This window comes from Bradyrhizobium sp. P5_C11_2 (genome assembly GCF_054049755.1).
Genome location: NZ_JBFULT010000013.1, coordinates 1 through 18,989, shown reverse-complemented (window position 1 = coordinate 18,989; position 18,989 = coordinate 1). Strand labels below are relative to the sequence as shown.

General features: G+C 65.2%; 20 protein-coding genes and 1 pseudogene. 13 read left to right on the top strand and 8 right to left on the bottom strand.

From position 1 onward, the window contains the following. Positions 1 to 35: 35 nt before the first annotated feature. From ACXJL8_RS02875 to ACXJL8_RS02865, 3 genes and pseudogenes are all read left to right on the top strand, one after another. Positions 36 to 761 (top strand): annotated as a pseudogene (locus ACXJL8_RS02875) (phosphatidylserine decarboxylase); the annotation flags it as partial. A gap of 88 nt (positions 762 to 849) precedes the next feature. Next, complete coding sequence (locus tag ACXJL8_RS02870) at positions 850 to 1,728, top strand: CDP-alcohol phosphatidyltransferase family protein (RefSeq protein WP_456623032.1); 879 nt, start codon at positions 850 to 852, stop codon at positions 1,726 to 1,728. 120 nt (positions 1,729 to 1,848) lie between these two features. Then, positions 1,849 to 2,568, top strand: a complete 720-nt coding sequence (locus tag ACXJL8_RS02865) for an RraA family protein (protein ID WP_456623031.1) — start codon at positions 1,849 to 1,851, stop codon at positions 2,566 to 2,568. 259 nt (positions 2,569 to 2,827) lie between these two features. Here ACXJL8_RS02865 and ACXJL8_RS02860 read toward each other — a convergent pair whose 3' ends face one another. After that, the gene (locus ACXJL8_RS02860; RefSeq protein WP_456623030.1) at positions 2,828 to 3,013 is read right to left on the bottom strand and encodes a hypothetical protein; all 186 of its coding nucleotides are present in this window, start codon (positions 3,011 to 3,013) and stop codon (positions 2,828 to 2,830) included. Between the two features lie 245 nt (positions 3,014 to 3,258). Between ACXJL8_RS02860 and ACXJL8_RS02855 the strand changes: the two genes are divergently transcribed. After that, positions 3,259 to 3,408, top strand: coding sequence for a hypothetical protein (locus ACXJL8_RS02855; protein ID WP_456623029.1), 150 nt, complete (start codon positions 3,259 to 3,261; stop codon positions 3,406 to 3,408). Positions 3,409 to 3,425: 17 nt separating this feature from the next. Here ACXJL8_RS02855 and ACXJL8_RS02850 read toward each other — a convergent pair whose 3' ends face one another. Continuing rightward, a complete protein-coding gene (locus ACXJL8_RS02850) occupies positions 3,426 to 3,719 on the bottom strand; it encodes a hypothetical protein (RefSeq protein WP_456623028.1) in 294 nt (97 codons plus the stop codon). A gap of 97 nt (positions 3,720 to 3,816) precedes the next feature. On the opposite strand from ACXJL8_RS02850, the gene ACXJL8_RS02845 reads away from it, so the two are divergent. The 8 genes from ACXJL8_RS02845 (at position 3,817) to ACXJL8_RS02810 (ending at position 13,551) form a co-directional block, all read left to right on the top strand. After that, complete coding sequence (locus ACXJL8_RS02845) at positions 3,817 to 4,638, top strand: SDR family NAD(P)-dependent oxidoreductase (protein WP_456623027.1); 822 nt, start codon at positions 3,817 to 3,819, stop codon at positions 4,636 to 4,638. Positions 4,639 to 4,849: 211 nt separating this feature from the next. Beyond that, positions 4,850 to 5,623: a motility protein A gene (locus ACXJL8_RS02840; RefSeq protein ID WP_456623026.1), complete on the top strand. Its 774-nt coding sequence runs from the start codon at positions 4,850 to 4,852 to the stop codon at positions 5,621 to 5,623. Positions 5,624 to 5,646: 23 nt separating this feature from the next. Further along, entirely contained in the window at positions 5,647 to 6,477 is an 831-nt protein-coding gene (locus ACXJL8_RS02835; protein WP_014496126.1) for an OmpA/MotB family protein, read from the top strand. Positions 6,478 to 6,650: 173 nt separating this feature from the next. Beyond that, positions 6,651 to 8,549, top strand: a complete 1,899-nt coding sequence (locus ACXJL8_RS02830) for a potassium transporter Kup (RefSeq protein ID WP_456623025.1) — start codon at positions 6,651 to 6,653, stop codon at positions 8,547 to 8,549. A 141-nt stretch (positions 8,550 to 8,690) separates the two neighbouring features. Next, on the top strand, positions 8,691 to 10,619 hold the full coding sequence (locus ACXJL8_RS02825) for a potassium transporter Kup (protein WP_456623024.1): 1,929 nt from the start codon (positions 8,691 to 8,693) through the stop codon (positions 10,617 to 10,619). 303 nt (positions 10,620 to 10,922) lie between these two features. Further along, the gene (locus tag ACXJL8_RS02820) at positions 10,923 to 11,249 is read left to right on the top strand and encodes a rhodanese-like domain-containing protein (RefSeq protein ID WP_166816950.1); all 327 of its coding nucleotides are present in this window, start codon (positions 10,923 to 10,925) and stop codon (positions 11,247 to 11,249) included. 7 nt (positions 11,250 to 11,256) lie between these two features. After that, complete coding sequence (locus ACXJL8_RS02815; protein WP_456623023.1) at positions 11,257 to 12,435, top strand: aminotransferase; 1,179 nt, start codon at positions 11,257 to 11,259, stop codon at positions 12,433 to 12,435. A gap of 3 nt (positions 12,436 to 12,438) precedes the next feature. Further along, entirely contained in the window at positions 12,439 to 13,551 is a 1,113-nt protein-coding gene (locus tag ACXJL8_RS02810) for a polyamine ABC transporter substrate-binding protein (RefSeq protein WP_456684615.1), read from the top strand. A 103-nt stretch (positions 13,552 to 13,654) separates the two neighbouring features. Here the strand turns inward: ACXJL8_RS02810 and ACXJL8_RS02805 are convergent, their stop codons facing one another. From ACXJL8_RS02805 to ACXJL8_RS02780, 6 genes are all read right to left on the bottom strand, one after another. Beyond that, complete coding sequence (locus ACXJL8_RS02805; RefSeq protein WP_456623022.1) at positions 13,655 to 14,587, bottom strand: lipid A biosynthesis lauroyl acyltransferase; 933 nt, start codon at positions 14,585 to 14,587, stop codon at positions 13,655 to 13,657. An 8-nt stretch (positions 14,588 to 14,595) separates the two neighbouring features. Beyond that, on the bottom strand, positions 14,596 to 15,873 hold the full coding sequence (locus ACXJL8_RS02800; RefSeq protein WP_456623021.1) for a beta-ketoacyl-ACP synthase: 1,278 nt from the start codon (positions 15,871 to 15,873) through the stop codon (positions 14,596 to 14,598). Positions 15,874 to 15,895: 22 nt separating this feature from the next. Further along, the gene (locus tag ACXJL8_RS02795) at positions 15,896 to 17,098 is read right to left on the bottom strand and encodes a beta-ketoacyl-ACP synthase (RefSeq protein ID WP_456623020.1); all 1,203 of its coding nucleotides are present in this window, start codon (positions 17,096 to 17,098) and stop codon (positions 15,896 to 15,898) included. After that, positions 17,095 to 17,565 carry a 3-hydroxyacyl-ACP dehydratase FabZ family protein gene (locus ACXJL8_RS02790; RefSeq protein WP_456623019.1) on the bottom strand — a complete coding sequence of 157 codons (471 nt, stop codon included), beginning with the start codon at positions 17,563 to 17,565 and terminating at the stop codon, positions 17,095 to 17,097. Before ACXJL8_RS02790 ends, ACXJL8_RS02795 begins: the two co-directional genes overlap by 4 nt. A 10-nt stretch (positions 17,566 to 17,575) precedes the next feature. Continuing rightward, positions 17,576 to 17,863 (bottom strand): acyl carrier protein, encoded by a 288-nt coding sequence (locus tag ACXJL8_RS02785; RefSeq protein ID WP_007592476.1) that lies wholly within the window; start codon positions 17,861 to 17,863, stop codon positions 17,576 to 17,578. 223 nt (positions 17,864 to 18,086) lie between these two features. After that, positions 18,087 to 18,428 (bottom strand): hypothetical protein, encoded by a 342-nt coding sequence (locus ACXJL8_RS02780; protein WP_456623018.1) that lies wholly within the window; start codon positions 18,426 to 18,428, stop codon positions 18,087 to 18,089. Positions 18,429 to 18,752: 324 nt separating this feature from the next. Here ACXJL8_RS02780 and ACXJL8_RS02775 point away from each other — a divergent pair. Next, positions 18,753 to 18,989: ParB-like protein (locus ACXJL8_RS02775; protein WP_456684611.1), on the top strand; the 237-nt coding region annotated here is incomplete at its 3' end.

The following is an 18,989-nucleotide window of genomic DNA, read 5'->3' as shown; positions in this document are numbered from 1 at the left end:
GGCCTAAACAACTCCACCGCGCGAGACGACCCGCGCCATCAACCCCTGAGCGGCAGATAGCGATGTCCATTCTCGATTCGATCCAGCGCCAGATCCCGCCGATCCACAAGGAGGGCTATCCCTTCATCGGCGGCTTTGCGCTGGCAAGCCTCGTCCTGTTCTGGCTGTGGTCGCCGCTCGGGTGGATCGGCACCATCCTCACCGTGTGGTGCGCGCTGTTCTTCCGCGACCCCGTCAGGGTGACGCCGGTGCGCGAGGGGCTCGTGGTGTCGCCGGCCGACGGGCGCGTGTCGATGATCACCATGGCGCTGCCGCCGGCCGAGCTCGGGCTCGGCGACCGGCCGCTGCCGCGCATCTCGGTCTTCATGAGCGTGTTCAACTGTCACGTGAACCGCAGCCCGGTGGCGGGCAGGGTGGACCGCATCGCCTACCGTCCCGGCCTCTTCATCAATGCCGAGCTCGACAAGGCGAGCGAGGACAATGAGCGCAATTCGCTGGTGATCTCGACGCCCACGGCACGGATCGGCGTGATCCAGATCGCGGGCCTGGTTGCCAAGCGCATCGTCTGCTTCGTCAAGGAAGGGCAGACGGTCGGCGCCGGCGAGCGGTTTGGCCTGATCCGGTTCGGCTCGCGGCTCGACGTCTATCTGCCCGTCGGCACCAAGGCGCTGGTCTCGGAAGGGCAGACCGCGATTGCCGGCGAGACGATCCTGGCCGACCTTGCCGAGGATGACCCGAACCGCGCCTATCGCGCCAATTAACCATTAAGTCGGTATAACGGGCCTTCCGCCGCGATGGCGGAGGGGAAAGCGGCTTGCTATATCTCGCCTTAAGGTGAGGACGAGCCACATGACGCCCTATGACTTCAAAGATCCCGACGTGCGCCGCCGGCGGTTCCGCCCGATCCCGGTGCGCATGCTGGTGCCCAACGTCATTACGCTGCTGGCGATCTGCGCCGGCCTGACGTCGATCCGGCTGTCGATCGAGGGGCGGATGTCGCTCGCCGTCTACGCCATCGTGTTCGCAGCCGCGCTCGACGGCATAGACGGCCGCATCGCACGCATGATCAAGGGCCAGTCCAAGTTCGGCGCCGAGCTCGACAGCCTCGCCGACTTCGTCAATTTCGGCGTCGCGCCCGGGCTGATGCTGTATTTCTGGCAGTTGCACGAGCTCGGCAATGCCGGCTGGATCGCCGCCATGGTGTTCGCGATCTCCGGGGGCTTAAGGCTCGCGCGCTTCAACGCCACCATGGACGATCCCAACAAGCCGGCCTTCGCCGCCAATTTCTTCACCGGCGTGCCGGCGCCGGCCGGCGCCATCACGGTGCTGCTGCCGATCTACGTCGCGTTTCTCGATCTCGGTCGGCTGCCCGCAGCGGTGACGGCGGCCTATACGCTGCTGATCGCCTTCCTGATGGTGTCGCGCCTGCCGGTGTTCTCCGGCAAGACCAAGCGCATGCGCGTGGCGCCCGAGCTGGTGCTGCCGGCGTTCGTCGCGGTGATCGTCTTCATCGCTATCCTGATCGCCTATCCCTGGCACGTGCTGTCGATCGGCACGGTGCTGTATCTGCTCGCTTTGCCGCTCGGCTACAAATCCTATCGCGACCAGGCGCGGGCGATGGAAGCCGCTGCGCCTACCGGCGGCGAAGTCCCGTCGCCGCCTTCGGCGCCGACATTGGCGAACCTGTCGGAGCCGCCGCAAGACGACCGGCCCGGACGGCTGCACTGAGCGCAACCTGCGGATATCTGCCATGAGAGCTTGCTGAGTTGGGTCGAGGCCCGATCTCGGCTATATCGCCCTGTGTCGGCGGCATCGCGTCAATCAGCCGCCAATCTGGGAGAGAACGCCGTGACTGATACCGCGACCGGGCCGCTGCCCGCTTCCGTCCTCGAAGCGCTGGGCCGCTATGACACCCCGACGATCTGCAACGCCATGGAGATCGTGGCGCCCGAGCGCCGGCTGATCGGCTACACCACCAAGCAGCTGGTCTGCCCGTTCCCCGACCTGCCGCCGATCGTCGGCTATGCCCGCACGGTCGCGATCCGCTCGGTGCTGAAATCCTCGCTTGCACCGGAAGAGCAGTCCAGGCGCCGCATCGACTATTACGAATATGTCGGCACCGGCCATGGTCCGCGCATCTCGGTGATCCAGGACATCGACGGCCCCGACGTCGGCTATGGCGCGTTCTGGGGCGAGGTGCAGAGCAATGTCCACAAGGCGCTCGGCTGCCTCGGCGTCATCACCGACGGCTCGATCCGCGACATCCCGCAATGGGCCCCGGGCTTCCAGGCGCTCGCCGGTTCGATCGGCCCGTCGCATGCCTGGGTGCATGCCGAGAGTTTTGGCGGCGAGGTGCGCGTCGCCGGCATGACCGTGAAGTCCGACGATCTTATCCATGCCGACCAGCACGGCGCCATCGTGATCCCGCTGAACATCGCCGCAAAACTGCCCGAGGCCGCCGAGCTCTGCGGCCGCCGCGAGACGCCGATCCTCGAGATTGCGCGTAGCCCCGACTTCTCGCTGGAGAAGCTGAAGGCCGCGCTGAAGCGCTCGGCGGAGATTCACTAAGCCAGGGGAGAGGAGGCTCGCACGCTGCCGCAATCAGGGCAGGGATGAATTCCGCTGTGCCCTGATGGCGAGGCCATGGCTGACCTCCCGCCGGTCCGGTCCGGCAAAAAGCGATCATCAAGCCGAGCGGGCAGGATCCGCTTGGCGGAGAACCAATGCCAGCTTCACGCTGGCCGCTTGGGCATCAGGGAATGGCGTCAGCGGAGATGCCGGCCTCGTCTGGCCGGCATTGAGCATGGCATTCCTGGGTTGAAGGCGACTAGCCGCCGGCGCCAGTGTTATACTTCGAGATGGTAAGCGGCCACGCACCGCCCGAAACCGTGTCGAGTTGATCATCCGGCAGCACCTCATTCAGCGCTGCGACCGGGGCCTTCGCCTGTGCGGGATCGCTGGGTTTGATAGTCTCTTGATGTGCCGGATTTGCCTCGGACGTCTTTTCGACCATTTGCAGCTCCTTTGAAGCCAGTCTGGTTGGTGTGACGGAACGTGTGCCGCCGCATTCGATAGGTCCGAGCCGGCGAGAGAAGGTTCAAGGTCCGGCCCGGGACGCGGGCATCCTTGGTTGCCGATCAGCTCGCAAGGCGATCACGTTCGAGTGAGAGATTTTACCTTGTCGTCGTTCAAACTCAAGCAAAGGTTGCGGTACGCGAGGTCCGTGAAGTCCGACGATCTCACCGGCCAGGTGCAGTCGTGATCCCGCTCGACGTGGCCGTAAAGCTGTCCGAAGGCGCCGAGCTCTGCGGCCGCCGCGAGACGCCGATCCCGGAGATCGCCCGCAGCCCCGACTTCTCGCTGGAGAAGCTGAAGGCCGCGCTGAAACGCTCGGCAGAGATTCACTGACGGCGCGACTGCACGATCTACGGCCGCGACGCCGGCCGTGGGTCGCCTTGTTCCGTCAGAAACAGGGCGGCCTGATCCGGCTCGCCGAACATTGCGGCGGCGCATCCGATCAGGGTGAAGCCTCCGGCAAGATCCCACAGGGTAATGCCTTCCACATCGTCCGGGACGTGAAGCAGACGCGCCAGGATGACGGCGAAGGCGGCCTCGACAAAGAGCAGGGCGCTGAACACCGGCAGGACAAGCTCGGGTTCGAGCAGGTGGAGCGCCAGCACCGCGGGAAGCGCGGTGAGAAGACTGAACAGCGTCAACATTGCGTTGGCTCCTGCCATGAGCGTGCCGCAGGGCCACAGAATACTGCATGATCCCTCGTCGCGGATGTGGCGCTGGGCCGCAGTCGGAGGGCGTACGATGAAGATGAATGACAAGACGGTCCTGATCACCGGCTCGACCGACGGCGTCGGCCGCTACGTCGCTCGCCGGCTGGCCGAAGACGGTGCAACGGTCCTGATCCATGGCCGCGACGAAGCGCGCGCCAAGACGCTGATCGACGAAATCGTGCAGGCCGGCCACGCCGCGCCGACTTTTTACCAGGCCGACCTGTCGTCGATGGCAGCTACGCGTGCGCTCGCCGAGGCCGTGAAGCGCGATCACCGGCGTCTCGACGTCTTCATCAGCAACGCCGGCATCGGTTCGCAGAACGACGGTCCGCAACGGCAGGTCAGCGGCGACGGTCACGAACTGCGCTTTGCCGTGAACTATCTCTCCGGCTTTCTGCTCGCTCATCTGTTGTTGCCGCTGCTGAAAACCGCGGCGCCGTCGCGCATCGTCAACGTCGCTTCGCTCGGCCAGCATCCGATCGATTTCGAAGATGTCATGATCACGAAGGGCTACAGCGGATCGCGCGCCTATGCGCAGAGCAAGCTCGCGCAGATCATGTTCACGGTCGATTTGGCTGAAGAGCTCAAGGGCGCCGCCATCACCGTGAACTCCCTGCATCCGGCGACCTACATGAACACGACGATGGTGCGTGCCGGCGGCATCGCGCCGATCTCGACAGTGGAGCAGGGCGGCGCGGCGATCCTGCACCTGGTCGAGGGCGACGACGTCGCGGGCCGAAGCGGCCTGTTCTTCAACGGCATGAACGAGGCGCGCGCCAATCCGCAGGCCTATGATGCCGACGCGCGCAGGCGCCTGCGTGCGCTCAGCCTGGAGTTGACGGGCCTGTCCTAGCGCGCCCGTTATGGTTAGCAAAACGTTGAGATTCGCACCGGCAGCCGGCAAGTCCTGCGGACTTTCGGCGCGCTGCGCCGGCCTGGCGCACCGGCTCAACTTAACCTTTACGCGTCTTTAATCGCGGCCCACTAGGGTTTTCGATGCGGTTCGGGGTTGGACTGCGCCACCGGCCAGGATGGCCGTTGTTGCGTTCGCGTTGGAGTCTCCCATGGATATCATGACGAGCGTTGGGCTCATTGCGGGCATCATCGTCATTACGGCAATGATCTTCATGGGTGGCGACCTCCACATGTTCATCTCCGAACATGCGATGATCATCATCTTCGGCGGCTCGATCTCCGCTACCATGATCCGCTTTCCGCTCAGCGCGCTCATGCACGGCCTTCCGCTCGGCGCCAAGTTCGCCTTCACCATGAGCCGGCTGTCGGCGCACGACCTCGTCGACGAGCTCGCCCGCATCGCCGAGATCGCCCGCAAGCAGGGCCCGGTCGGCCTGGAAAAGGTCGAGACCGACGAGCCCTTCCTCGCCAAGGGCATCCGCTACGTCGCCGACGGCTACGACCTCGATTTCATCCGCGACAATCTCGAGCGCGACCGCGACAACTTCCTCATGCACCTGGACGAGGGCAGCAAGATCTACCGCGCCATCGGCGACTGCGCCCCGGCCTTCGGCATGATCGGCACGCTGATCGGCATGGTGCAGATGTTCGCCAACATGACCGACCCCTCCAAGCTCGGCCCGTTCATGGCGACCGCGCTGCTCGCCACCCTCTACGGCGCGCTTGTGGCGAACCTGTTCTGTCTGCCGATCGCCGACAAGCTGCACGGCAAGCTGCTCGACGAGGAAACCAACCGCACGCTGATCATCGACGGCATCCTGATGATCCGCGACTCCAAGAGCCCGACGCTGGTGCGCGAAATGCTGCTGGCCTACCTGCCGGAGAAGCATCGCCACGCCGAGGGCGAGCCGGTGCCGGCCTGATCGCGCGCACCGGGATCTAGGTCATGGCCAAGAAGAAACGCGGCGATGCGCACGGAGGCGGTCACGGCTGGTTCGTGACCTTCGCCGACCTGATGGGCCTGATGATGAGCTTCTTCGTGATGCTCGTCGCGTTCTCGACGCAGGACGCCAACAAGCTGAAGATCGTCGCAGGCTCGATGCGCGACGCCTTCGGCGTGCAGAGCGAAGCCCGCTACGCCGGCATCGTCGAGTCCGACGGCCTGCCGACGCGGCCGCGGCTGAAGAACGTCGACCACATCCAGCCCGAAGACGCCTCCAACACGCCGACCCCGGACCAGGAGGATCGCGACCGCACCTCGGGCGCGAAGATCAAGGTCGACCGCAATTTCGCGCTCGCGGCCGCCTCGCTGCGCCAGGCCTTGCAGGACATGCCGGAACTGACCGAGATGTCCAAGCACATCATGTTCGAGGAGACCAAGCAGGGCCTCAACCTCGAGATCGTCGACCAGGACGGCCGCTCGATGTTTGCCGACGGCTCCAAGGTGCCCTACGACCGCACCCGCCGCCTGATCGAGAAGCTCGCGATCCCACTCAAGGCGACGCCGCTGCGCGTCTCCATCGCCGGCCACACCGCGGCCGGCTTCGTGCCGACCCGCAGCGATTACGGCGCCTTCGATCTGTCCGCCGACCGCGCCAATGCCGTGCGCCAGATCCTCGAGCGCGAGGGCCTGCCGCCGTCGCACATCTTCGCCGTCGCCGGCAAGGCGGACACCCAGCCGCTGTTTCCGGACGATCCCTCGCTCGCCGCCAACCGGCGTGTGACCATCACCCTGATGCGCGAAGATCCGCCGCTGCCGCCGAATCTGAAGCCCTAGGGCACTTGCGTTACCATTTTACCTGAGGCATGTCGTCGCGAGGGCGACGAACGTGGCCACGCCGTCACAGCATCTGCCGCGGCGCCTGCTATGGTGGGGTGCCGATTGACAGGCGCGCCGGAAGCGTCAAAAGGCGCCGGATCAATTCCAGGGACGAAGCGTTTTCCACCCACATGACGGCGAGCATCACATCGACCGAGACCCAGGACGGGCCGGTCACTTCCGGTTTTTGGTCCCTCACGCTCGGGAGCATTGGCGTCGTTTTCGGCGACATCGGGACCTCGCCGCTCTATGCGTTTCACGAGGCGGTCAGGGGCGCGGCCCATGGCGAGCCGGTGTCGCGGGTCATGGTGCTCGGCGTGCTCTCGCTGATCCTGTGGGCGCTGTTCATCGTCGTCACCGCCAAATACGTTCTGCTGCTGCTGCGCGCCGACAATAACGGGGAGGGCGGCACGCTCTCCCTGATGGCGCTCGGCCAGCGCGCGCTCGGGCGGCGAAGCTGGTTCCTGATGGCGCTCGGCGTGGTCGGCGCCTCCATGTTTATCGGCGATTCCATGATCACGCCGGCGATTTCGGTGCTGTCGGCGGTCGAAGGCCTGAAGCTCGCCACGCCCGCCTTCGAGCACTACGTCGTGCCGCTCACCGTCCTCATCCTGGCGCTGCTGTTCGCGGTCCAGAGCAAGGGCACCGCGCTGGTGGCTTCCGCGTTCGGGCCGGTGATGGTGGTCTGGTTCACCTGCATCGCGCTGATGGGCATCGTTCACATCGCCGACGACCCGACGGTGCTGGCTGCGATCAATCCCTATTACGCGGTGCAATTCCTGCTGTCGCACGGCACGATCGGCCTGGTGACGCTGGGCGCCGTATTCCTGGCGGTGACCGGCGGCGAGGCGCTCTATGCCGATCTCGGCCATTTCGGCCGCAAGCCGATCCAGTCGGCGTGGATGTTCTTCGTGCTGCCCTCGCTCCTGATCAATTATTTCGGGCAGGGCGCGCTGGTGCTGTCCGATCCCAGCGCGATCGAGCACTCCTTCTACCGCATGGTGCCCGAATATCTGGTGCTGCCGCTGGTCGGACTGGCGACCGCGGCGACCGTGATCGCGAGCCAGGCGGTGATCACCGGCGCCTATTCGCTGGTCTATCAGGCGGTGCAGCTCGGCCTCCTGCCGCGCTTCGAGGTGCGCTACACCTCCGAGACCCACGCCGGYCAGATCTATCTGCCGCGCGTGAACCGGCTGCTCCTGATCGGTGTGATGCTGCTTGTGCTGTTGTTCCGCACTCCCAGCAACCTTGCCTCGGCCTACGGCATCGCGGTCTCCACCACCATGGTCGCCGACGGCATCATGGGCTTCATCGTGATCTGGAAATTGTGGAACTGGCGCGCCGCGACGGCTGCGGCGGTGATCATGCCCTTCGTCGTGGTCGACATGACCTTCTTCAGCGCCAATCTGTTGAAGCTGCTCGAAGGCGCCTGGGTGCCGCTGCTGTTCGGCGCGGCCATGGCAGGGACGATCTGGACCTGGCGCAAGGGGACCGGCATTCTGATCCAGAAGACGCGCCGGATCGAGGTGCCGCTCGACGATCTGATCCGGAGCCTGGAGAAGCGGCCGCCGCACATCGTCAAGGGCACGGCCGTATTCCTCACCAGCGATCCGTCATTCGTGCCGACCGCGCTGCTGCACAATCTCAAGCACAACAAGGTGCTGCACGAGCACAATGTGATCCTGACCATCGAGACCGCGCATACGCCGCGGGTTGATCTGTCGGAGCGTTTCCGGATGGAGAAGATCAGCGACAAGTTCTTCAAGGTCCGCCTGCGCTTCGGCTACATGGAGCAGCCGAACGTCCCCAAGGCGCTCGCGATCGCGCGCAAGCAGGGCTGGCAGTTCGACATCATGTCGACGTCGTTCTTCGTGTCGCGGCGGTCGCTGAAGGCGTCGGCGCAGTCGGGCATGCCGCTGTGGCAGGACCACCTGTTCATCGCGCTGAGCCGGTCCGCCAACGACGCCACCGACTATTTCCAGATTCCGACCGGAAGGGTGGTTGAAGTTGGCACGCAGGTCATTATTTGAACGCGATGGGCGGACCCATGCGAATTTCGCATGGCGATGGCCCAGAAACGGGCTAGGCTATGCCGGCAGCGCAGGACTATAAGCCGCGCGCTCTTCCGCCGTTGTGCAGTGAAGCATTTTTAGAGGCCTTCAGGCTCTCCCATGACAAGTGACGTAGCGATTTCCGCCCCGGAAACGACGGCGGCCAATGGGCATGGCGAGGCCCACACCACCGCCCGTTTCGGCGCGCTGACGCTCGGCAGCATCGGCGTCGTCTATGGCGATATCGGCACCAGCCCGCTCTACGCGTTCCGCGAAGCCGTCATGGCGGCCTCGGGCGCGGAGGGGGTGCCGACGCCGGCGGCCGTGCTCGGCGTGCTCTCGCTGATCCTGTGGGCGCTCATCGTCGTGGTGACGCTCAAATACGTCGTGATCCTGCTGCGCGCCGACAACAATGGCGAGGGCGGTACGCTGGCGCTGATGGCGCTGGCCCAGCGCGCGGTCGGCACCGGCGGGGCGACCATCGTCCTGCTCGGCATCATCTCCGGCGCCCTGTTCTACGGCGACGCCGTGATCACGCCGGCGCTCTCGGTGCTGTCGGCGATCGAGGGCATGAAGGACGTCACGCTGCATTTCGAGCCTTACATCGTGCCGCTCACCGTGGTGATCCTGGTCTGCCTGTTCGCCGTGCAGTCGCGCGGCACCGCCCGGGTGGCGGCGTTCTTCGGCCCCATCATGTGCGTCTGGTTCGCGGTGATCGCGGCCGCGGCGATCCATCCGATCATCGAGCAGCCGCAGGTGCTGTTCGCGCTGAACCCGCTCTACGCGGTGTCGTTCATGCTTCACCACGGCATCATCGGCTTCGTGACGCTGGGCGCGGTGTTCCTGGCCGTCACCGGCGCCGAGGCGCTCTATGCCGACCTCGGCCATTTCGGCAAGAAACCGATCCAGGTCGCCTGGCTGTTCATCGTGCTGCCGTCGCTGGCGCTGAACTATCTGGGGCAGGGGGCGCTCGTGCTCAGCGACCCCGGCGCGATCGTGAGCCCGTTCTTCCAGCTCTTCCCGCAAGGTTTTGTTCGCGGCAGCATGGTCGTGCTGGCCACCATGGCGACCGTGATCGCGAGCCAGGCCGTCATCACCGGCGCCTATTCGCTGACGCGCCAGGCGATTCAGCTCGGGCTGCTGCCGCGGTTTGAAATTCGCCATACGTCTGAAGCCCATTCCGGCCAGATCTTCATCCCCCGCATCAACCAGCTGCTGCTGGTCGCGGTGGTGCTCCTGGTGCTGCTGTTCCGCTCCTCCAGCGCGCTCGCCTCGGCCTACGGAATCTCCGTCACCGGGACCATGGTGGTCACGGCGATGATGGGCTTTGTCGTGGTCTGGAAGGTCTGGAAATGGTCGCCGCTCACCGCCGCCGCCCTGATCGTCCCGTTCCTGTTCCTCGACCTGACCTTCCTGTCCGCGAACCTGCTCAAGGTGGTCGAGGGCGGCTGGGTGCCGCTCGCGCTCGGCGCGCTGATGATCATGCTGATGTACACGTGGCGGCGCGGCAGCCGGCTGCTGTTCGAGAAGTCGCGCAAGCTCGAGTTCCCGCTCGCCGACCTCGTGGCGATGCTGGAGAAGCGGCCGCCGCAGCGCGTGCCCGGCACCGCCGTGTTCCTGACCTCGGATCCGCTCAGCGCGCCGACGGCGCTGATGCATAGTCTGAAACACTACAAGGTGCTGCACGAGAAGAATGTCATTCTCACCATCGAGACCGCGCAGACCCCGCGGATCGATCCGGCCGAGCGCGTCAAGCTGGAGCAGATCAGCCCGACCTTCTCCAAGGTGACGCTCAAGTTCGGCTTCATGGAATCGCCCAACGTGCCGAAGGCGCTGGCGATCGCCCGCAAGCTCGGCTGGCAGTTCGACATCATGTCGACCTCATTCTTCCTGTCGCGCCGGGCGTTGAAACCCGCCGCTCATTCCGGCATGCCGCGCTGGCAGGACCGCCTGTTCATCTCGCTCAGCCGTTCCGCCAACGACGCTACCGACTATTTCCAGATCCCGAGCGGCCGCGTGGTCGAGGTCGGAACGCAGGTGACGATTTAGCGCCACCGCTGTCATCGCCCGGCTTGACCAGGCGATCCAGTACTCCGAGACAGTTGTGGTTGAATCGATAGGACGCGGCGTACTGGATTCCCCGCTTTCGCGGGGAATGACACCGAGCGCGTGGTGGGATGCGAAGYAGGAGTTTCAGGCATCCCGAAAGCTGCGCTTCAAGTCGCTGCGATTTAGCTTTAACTTGCGCCGCGCGGCTCAAGCCTTTGTAGCGCTTGATTTTCGCCTGCCGAGAGGCGAGGTTGCGCCCCGTCGGGATCGCCCCGGCTCAAGGCGCGGACGTTGGAGGATGATGTGGCAAACCAGGTACAGGATCTGACCCCGGACGAGGTCTCCAAGGGTGTCGAGGAAGGGCGCTATCTGCTCGTCGACGTCCGCGAGCCGAACGAGGTCGAAGCCGAAGCCTATCCCTACGGCGTCGTGGTTCCGCTCTCGACCTTCGATCCCAAGGCGATCCCGGATCCGCAAGGAAAGCAGGTCGTGTTCGCCTGCCGCTCGGGAAAACGCTCGGTGACGGCCTCGCTCGCGGCGCAGGCGGCCGGCCTTCCCTACGACAAGCATCTGGCCGGCGGCATGTTGGGGTGGAAAGCGGCGGGTCTTCCCAGCAAGGTCGGTGGCTGACCTCGCGATGACGACCAAGAGTTCCTCCCTGAACAAGGTCTTCGCCGACCTTCCCGTCACCATCTTCGAGGCGATGTCGCAGGCCGCGCGCGACAATGCCGCCATCAATCTCGGCCAGGGCTTTCCCGACGATCCCGGGCCTGAGGACATCCGCCGCGCCGCGGCCGACGCCTCGCTCAACGGCTACAACCAGTACCCGTCAATGATGGGCCTGCCGGAGCTGCGCCAGGCGATCGCGACCCATTACGGCCACTGGCATGGCCTCAAGCTCGATCCGATGAGCGAGGTGATGGTGACCTCCGGCGGCACCGAGGCGCTGACCTCGGCCATCCTCGCGGTGGTGCAGCCCGGCGACGAGGTGGTCTGCTTCCAGCCGGTCTATGATTCCTATTTGCCGATCATCCGCCAGGCCGGCGGCATCCCGCGCCTGGTGCGGCTCGAGCCGCCGCACTGGCGGCTGAATGAGGACATGCTGAAAAGCGTCTTCAATTCAAAGACCAAGGCGGTTCTGTTCAACAATCCCCTGAATCCGTCCGCGGTGGTCTATCCGCGCGAGGACCTCGAGCTCTTGGCGCGCTATTGCCAGGAGTTCGATGTCATCGCGATCTGCGACGAGGTCTGGGAGCACGTCACCTTCGACGAGCACAAGCACATCCCGCTGATCACCATCCCCGGCATGCGCGAGCGCACCATCAAGGTCGGCTCGGCCGGCAAGATCTTCTCGCTGACGGGGTGGAAGATCGGCTTCGTCTGCGCCGCGCCGCCGCTGCTGCGCGTCGCGGCCAAGGTGCACCAGTTCCTGACCTTCACCACCGCGCCGAACCTCCAGGCCGCCGTGGCCTACGGTCTCGGCAAGTCCGACGACTACTTCCTGTCCATGCGCAAGGATCTGACGCGGAGCAGGGACCGCCTGACCAAGGGCCTCGAAAGCCTCGGCTTCCCCGTGCTGAAGTCGCAGGGCACCTACTTCCTCACCGTCGACCTGTCGCCGCTCGGGCTCAACGAGAGCGACACCGAGTTCTGCTGGCGGATCGTGAAGGACTACAAGGTCGCGGCGATCCCGGTCTCGGCCTTCTACGAGCAGGACCCCGTGACCTCGGTGGTCCGCTTCTGCTTTGCCAAGAAGGACCAGACCCTCGACACCGCATTGGAGCGGCTGTCGGATGCGGTGCGCCGGAAGAGGTAGATGATGATGAACGTCCGCCGCCCTCGCTTTGGCCTTGGTCTCGCGATCGCCGCAGCGCTGACGTTCCTCTCACAACATGCGGCCGCGGAGGAGCGCGTCGTCAACTTCTACAACTGGTCCAACTACATGGCGCCAGACGTCCTTGAGGCCTTCACCAAGGAGACCGGCATCAAGGTCGTCTACGACACCTTCGACGCCAACGAGACGCTGGAGACGCGCCTGATGGCCGGCAAGTCCGGCTACGACGTCGTGGTGCCGACCGCCTATTTCCTCCAGCGCCAGATCAAGGCCAACATCTTCCAGAAGCTCGACACGTCGAAGCTGCCGAACTTGGCCAATGYCTGGCCGGTGGTGACGCAGCGTCTCGCCATCTACGATCCCGGCAATGTCTACGCCGCCAACTACATGTGGGGCACGACCGGAATCGGCTACAACGTCGCCAAGGTGAAGCAGATCCTGGGCGCGGTCGCGAAGATCGACAGCTGGGACATCGTCTTCAAGCCGGAGAACCTCGCCAAGTTCAAAGACTGCGGCGTGCACATGCTCGACTCCGCCGACGACATCTTCCCGGCGGCGCTGAACTATCTCGGGCTCGATCCGAACTCGACCAAGCAGGCTGACCTCGAGAAGGCCGCCGATGTGGTGGCGAAAGTTCGCCCTTCGGTGCGCAAGTTCCACTCCTCCGAATACCTCAGCGCGCTCGCCACCGGCGAGATCTGCTTCGTGGTCGGCTGGTCCGGCGACATCATGCAGGCCCGCGCCCGCGCGGCTGAGGCCAAAGGCGGCATCGAGATCGGCTACGCCATCCCGAAGGAGGGCGCGCAGATGTTCTTCGACAATCTCGCGATCCCCGYGGACGCCAAGAACGTCAAGGAAGCCTACGAACTGATCAACTATCTCTACCGTCCCGACGTCGCCGCCAAGAACTCGGACTTCCTGTCCTACGCCAACGGCAATCTCGCCAGCCAGAAGCTGGTCGATCCGAAGATTCTAGGCGACAAGAACATCTATCCGGACGAGGCGACGCTCGCAAAGCTGTTCGTCATCACGGCGCGCGAGCCGGCGACGCAGCGGGTGATCAACCGGCTCTGGACCAAGGTGAAGACGGGGCGGTGAGGGGCCGCGGCCGTCATTGCGAGCGAAGCGAAGCAATCCAGAATCTCTCCGCGGTGAGACTCTGGATTGCTTCGTCGCTTCGCTCCTCGCAATGACGGCGTAACTACCGCCACCTGCGGTGCAGCCAGAGCCACTGCTCCGGATGCTCGCGCACCCAGCTCTCCACCACGCTCGTGATCGCCTGGGTCGTGCCCTGGATGTCGATCTTGCCGTCGGCATCGCGCACCGGCTTGATCTCCTCGGTCAGCTCGCCGCGGAAACGGTTGCCGGGCAGGCGGATGATGCGGACGCCGTGGATCGGGCATTCGACTTGGCGCAAGAGGCGCGCCAGCATCGGATTGGCGCGGGTCTTGCGGCCGAAGAAGGTGACCTCGACGCCGCCGGTCAGATACTGGTCGATCAGCATGGCGACGTGCTTGCCGTCCTTCAGCGCCTGTGCGAGCCGCAGCGGCGCGTCGCGACCCGCAGGGATCAGCGTGCCCATGTTGACCTGGCGCATCTCCTGGATAATGCGGTCGGCGGAGGCGATGTTCGGCCGGCGATAGAGGATCGCGGTGTCCAGCCCATGCGCGACGGCGGCGAGCGCCGGCAATTCCCAGTTGGCCAGATGCGCAGCGAAGATCAGCGCGGGCTTGCCGTCGTCGCGGATCTGGTCGAACAGCTCGATGCCGCGCTCGGGCAATTCGATCCGGCTCTTCTCCGGATGATCGCGGTCGTAATCCCAGACTTGGTCCATATGGGCGAATTCGGCGCCGACGCGGCCGAGATTGTCCCAGACGCCCATCAGGATGGTTTCGATTTCTTCCGGCGACTTCTCCGGAAAAGCGGCGGTGAGGTTGGCGCGGCCGATGCGATGCTCGCGCAGGCGCGGGCCGATCAGCTTCACGGCGCGCGCGAAAAAGTCCGAGGTCTTGACCGGATCGAAATAGCGCGTGGTGCGCAGCATGGCGACGGTGGCGGCCCCGATCAGGCTTCCACCGATCGATTTGGCAGCCTCCCGCGTGCGGGCCTTGATGCTCGCAGGTAACTTCGCCATGCGTCCGGTCAGGCCGGTTCGCGGGTCAGGATCAGTGAGGCGTTCTGGCCGCCGAAGCCGAACGAGTTCGACATCACCGCGGTGACGCGGGCGTCGCGCGCCGTGTTGCCGACGACGTCGAACAGGATCGTGGGATCCGGATTCTCGTAGTTGATCGTCGGCGGAATGCGCTGATGCTCCAGCGTGAGCAGCGAGAAGATCGCCTCGACCGCGCCGGCCGCCGAGATGGTGTGGCCGACCATCGACTTGTTGGAGGTGACCGGAATCTTCTGCGCGAGCTCGCCGAACACGGCTGACGTCGTGTTGAATTCCATCTTATCGTTTTCGGGCGTCGCGGTGCCGTGCGCGTTGATGTGGTCGATCTGGTCCGGCGTCATGCCGGCATCGGCCAGTGTCTTGTTCATGCAGCCGATGATCGGCTTGCCATCGGGAGACGAGCGGGTGCGATGGAAGGAATCGGTGAGCTCGCCGCAGCCGGCGATCACGCCGAGGATCTTGGCGCCGCGGGCGGTTGCGGCTTCATAGCTTTCGAGCACCAGGGCGCCGGCGCCTTCGGCCATGACAAAACCGTCGCGGTTCTTGGAGAAGGGGCGGGAGGCCGCCTGCGGCGGATCGTTCTGGGTCGACAGCGCCGAGAGCAGCGAGAAGCGCACCAGCGCTTCCGGGTTCACCGTGCCGTCGGTCGCCACGCACAGCGCGGCGTCGGTCTCGCCGCGGCGGATCGCCTCGACGCCGAGCTGGATCGAGGTCGCGCCCGAGGCGCAGGCCGTCGACAGTGAGATCGGCGAGCCCTTGGTGCCGAAGGTCTCGGCGAGGTAGGCGGCCACCGAGCCGAACATGAAGCGGTGGTGATAGGCGCTGTATTTGCCGCCGCCGGAGATGCGCAGCAAATCGTCGTAGTTGATGTCAGTCTTGCCGACGTCGCGGCCGAGCTCGCGGCGCTGCGGCCACTCGACCTCGACCGGAGCAACGGCGAGGAAGAGGGGGCCCGGGAAATCGCCCTTGGCGCTAATTCCGGCCTGGTCCAGGGCTTCCTCCGTGACGATCTCCGCCATCCGCTCGGAGAGGGCGGTGGAAGAGAAGGGGTCGGCACTGACGAAATCGACGGTGCCGGCCATGGTGGTCCTCAGCCCGTCGACTGGAAAGCGCGTGATGGTGCGGATACCGGATTCGCCGGCGACCAGTTTTGACCAATTGTCGGCCTTCCCGGCGCCGAGCGAGGTCATGATGCCCATGCCGGTGACGACGACGACGGGACGCCCGAGTTTGTCGCGTGGTGCAGTCATGTCGATCCCCCGATAGAGCTAGCTAAACAGCCTCGACCAGCGCCATGCCTTCGCCGCGCCAGTGTCCGGCTCCCACCACGACAATCTGGGTGGGCGCTCCCTGCATTTCAATCTCGGTCCCGGTGGAATCGTTCGGCGGGAACAGGGCGCCGCGCGAGATCGACAGGGCGGCGAGCGCCAAGCCGAGCGGGAATTGCGTCTCCATGGTGTGGCCGAACATGGTGCCGGTTGAACGCACGGGAAAGTCGGAATGGCTCTTCAGGAAGCCGCGCTCTTCGGACGTGGCCGGCTCCGCACCGGTCGCGCCGGTGATGATCGCGCCCTTGCCCTCGCGCCTGGGCAGCTTGGCCCACAGCTTCTCCAGCGTCGCGGCCGTGTCGCCGGGCTGCTTGCGCCTGGCAAGATCGGCGACGACGCTCGACAGCTTCGCGAACGGCTTTGCACCGCGCGCTTCGGCGTGAGCCCTGGACTCCAGCACCAGGAACGCGCCGGCCGAGCCGAGCGCGAAGCCGGCGTGGTCCTTGCGGGCCCAGACCGGGGCGAACTTGTCCTTCAGATTGAAGTCGCCGAATTCGTAGAGGACCAAGAGGTCCTTGCGCTCGCCATTGTGCGAGCCGCCGACCAGCGCAATGTCGCTCTCGCCCGAAGCGATCCGCGCCAGCGCGATCCGCGCGGCATCCGCGCCCGCGACCTCTTCGCCCATGAAGGTGCGCGAGGTGCCCCCTAAGCCGTGCACGATGGCGATGTTGCCGGCGAGCAGGTTGGAGAGCTGGGCCAGGAACAGGGTGGGGCGCAAATCGCTCATCAGCCGCTCGTTGAGGAAGCCGGGGGCGTTCGCCCCCTTGGCCTCGGCCGTGAGCACGCCGCTGTCGACATTGAGATCGCGCTCGCCGCCGCCGGCGGCAACCACCATGTCGATCTTCGACAGAATGTCCTTGTTGCCCTTGATCCCGGCGGAATCCAGCGCCAGCCCCGCGGCATAGGTGCCGATGCGCTGCCACGCTTCCATCTGGCGCTGGTCGCCCTTCTTCGGGATCTGGCTGTCGAAGGTAACAGGCATCAGCGGATGCACGACGCAGGGCGCAAAGCCCTTCTCGTCGACATTGATGCGCCTCTCCTGGAGCGCGGCCCAGTTGGCGTCCAGCCCCTCGCCGAGCGAGGTGGCAAGGCCAATGCCGGTGATCCAGACTTCCGTCTGGCCGGGCTTCGAAGCAGTTTCAGTCATGGCGATACGGCCTGTTGCGGAAAGCCGACGCGCTCGGCGACTTTCGCCATGTATCCGCGCATGTCCGCATTGGGGAAGGGGATCAGCGTGAAAGTGAGCGTCGAATTCGCACGCAGCTTGCCGCCGACCCTGATCTTGGCTTCGGTCATGGCGTAGCCCGAGCCCTCATGGGCGAGGCTCGCCTCGATGCTCATGAGGTCGCCGGGGAACACCGAGCCGCGCACCTTGGCCTCCTTCACGGCGGCGAGAATCGGCATGCGCTCGAATTTCAGCGCGCCGAGCAGCAGCCAGCCCGAAGCCTGCGCCATTGATTCGATCAGCAGCACGCCGGGCATCAGCGGATAGCCCGGGAAGTGCCCCTCGAAGATGGTGCTCTCGTTCGGGACCCGTGCCTCGACGACGATCTTCTTCTCGTCGACGTTGAGGTCGACGATGCGATCGATCATGTGGAAGTATTCGAGTTGCATGACCGCGCGACTACGCGCTCGCGCCCTTGGCCGCGACCAGTTCGTCGATGCGGGCGCACAGGTTCTTCAGCACGAAATACTGCTCGGTGGTCGCCTTGCCGTCGTTGACCTCCTGGGTCCACTTTTCCAGCGGCAGCTTGATGCCGAACTGCTTGTCGATCGCGAACGCGATGTCCAGGAAATCGAGGCTGTCGATGCCGAGGTCATCGATGGCGTGGCTATCCGGCGTGATCGTGTCGCGCGGGATGTCGCAGGTTTCAGCGATGATCGTAGCGACCTGATCGAATGTGGAGGACATCACTAAGCCTTTGATATATTGCGGATATTTGTCAGATGTTCCAGAGTGGCGTGGTGGGCGGGCATCGCGCCCCGAGTGACGCCCTCAAACCCCCCTCTGGCCGGGTCGAAAGCCCGTATATCGGAGCGCCGCCCCGAGTTCAATGGAGCCGGACGGGCGCGGGGGCAGCCTGGGGATGCCTGTTATCGGGGCTCCGAACCGGGCCATCCGGGCGGGGGTGTGCCTAGATGTGCGGCGTCGTGATCTTGACGCAGTCGCGCCGGCCCATCAGCACGCAATCCTGGGTCCGGCGCAGGTCTGCGATGCTGACGGCGAGCCAGATCCCGATCGCCGTCAGCGCGATGGTGAAGGCGAGGGCTGCGATGTTGGCGAGCATGCGGTGGCGGAAATCGTCCGGCTGCGCGCGGGGCTGCTCGTAGCGCGACAGGTCGAGCGGCTCGGGCGTGGCCTGAAGCGGCTGCACGGTACCGCCGCCCCGCCGGACCGACGGGGTGGATGTGGTGCGCGGCCTGAACTGGAGCACGCGATGCTCGTCGTCCGACGCTATGGGCCGCTGGGTTTTCATGGTGCGGGGATCACTCCGAAGCAGCGATTTTTAGATAGCATACGTGACATTGCCGTTGCAGAAAATCTTCTCAACGCACACGTGCATTGCGCTCTCGCACTATCTTGCAGGCAAATGCCGTGAACGGTTCGCGGAACCGGATGTCATCCGCGTGTCAGGGAGCGGGGTGCGTTGCAGCAACAGCCGCGGAGCGGCCCTTAGTCCCGTGAACAGCGGCTTGTGATCACCGCGCACGGGCCGAACGCATTTTGCCGGCGCGGGCCCCATGGCATAATCCGCCCGGGCTGGGCTGCCAGCAGCAACCATGTGAGGGGCTATTCGACCATGACCACCAACGCGCGCGAGCCGAGAGTGCATCCGGTGCCGATCCTGTCGCTGCGGCCGACGCAGATGACGGTCGGCATGCGCGAGGTCAAGGAGAAGCGCAAGCGCTGGCGCGAACATGGCAAGAAGAAGCAATCCGATCTGCTCGGCAGCCACATGATCCCGGTCGTGTACGGACCGGACCTGCGCTACTACGTGATCGACCATCATCATCTTGGCCGCGCGCTGCATGACGCG

What these genes read in the sequence shown, in the direction of transcription:
- ACXJL8_RS02870 (WP_456623032.1), top strand. Translation starts at nt 850, where the DNA reads ATGACGCCCTATGACTTCAAAGATCCCGACGTGCGCCGCCGGCGGTTC.
- ACXJL8_RS02860 (WP_456623030.1), bottom strand. Translation starts at nt 3,013, where the DNA reads ATGGTCGAAAAGACGTCCGAGGCAAATCCGGCACATCAAGAGACTATC.
- ACXJL8_RS02850 (WP_456623028.1), bottom strand. Translation starts at nt 3,719, where the DNA reads ATGTTGACGCTGTTCAGTCTTCTCACCGCGCTTCCCGCGGTGCTGGCG.
- ACXJL8_RS02845 (WP_456623027.1), top strand. Translation starts at nt 3,817, where the DNA reads ATGAAGATGAATGACAAGACGGTCCTGATCACCGGCTCGACCGACGGC.
- ACXJL8_RS02840 (WP_456623026.1), top strand. Translation starts at nt 4,850, where the DNA reads ATGGATATCATGACGAGCGTTGGGCTCATTGCGGGCATCATCGTCATT.
- ACXJL8_RS02835 (WP_014496126.1), top strand. Translation starts at nt 5,647, where the DNA reads ATGGCCAAGAAGAAACGCGGCGATGCGCACGGAGGCGGTCACGGCTGG.
- ACXJL8_RS02825 (WP_456623024.1), top strand. Translation starts at nt 8,691, where the DNA reads ATGACAAGTGACGTAGCGATTTCCGCCCCGGAAACGACGGCGGCCAAT.
- ACXJL8_RS02815 (WP_456623023.1), top strand. Translation starts at nt 11,257, where the DNA reads ATGACGACCAAGAGTTCCTCCCTGAACAAGGTCTTCGCCGACCTTCCC.
- ACXJL8_RS02805 (WP_456623022.1), bottom strand. Translation starts at nt 14,587, where the DNA reads ATGGCGAAGTTACCTGCGAGCATCAAGGCCCGCACGCGGGAGGCTGCC.
- ACXJL8_RS02800 (WP_456623021.1), bottom strand. Translation starts at nt 15,873, where the DNA reads ATGACTGCACCACGCGACAAACTCGGGCGTCCCGTCGTCGTCGTCACC.
- ACXJL8_RS02795 (WP_456623020.1), bottom strand. Translation starts at nt 17,098, where the DNA reads ATGACTGAAACTGCTTCGAAGCCCGGCCAGACGGAAGTCTGGATCACC.
- ACXJL8_RS02790 (WP_456623019.1), bottom strand. Translation starts at nt 17,565, where the DNA reads ATGCAACTCGAATACTTCCACATGATCGATCGCATCGTCGACCTCAAC.
- ACXJL8_RS02785 (WP_007592476.1), bottom strand. Translation starts at nt 17,863, where the DNA reads ATGTCCTCCACATTCGATCAGGTCGCTACGATCATCGCTGAAACCTGC.
- ACXJL8_RS02780 (WP_456623018.1), bottom strand. Translation starts at nt 18,428, where the DNA reads ATGAAAACCCAGCGGCCCATAGCGTCGGACGACGAGCATCGCGTGCTC.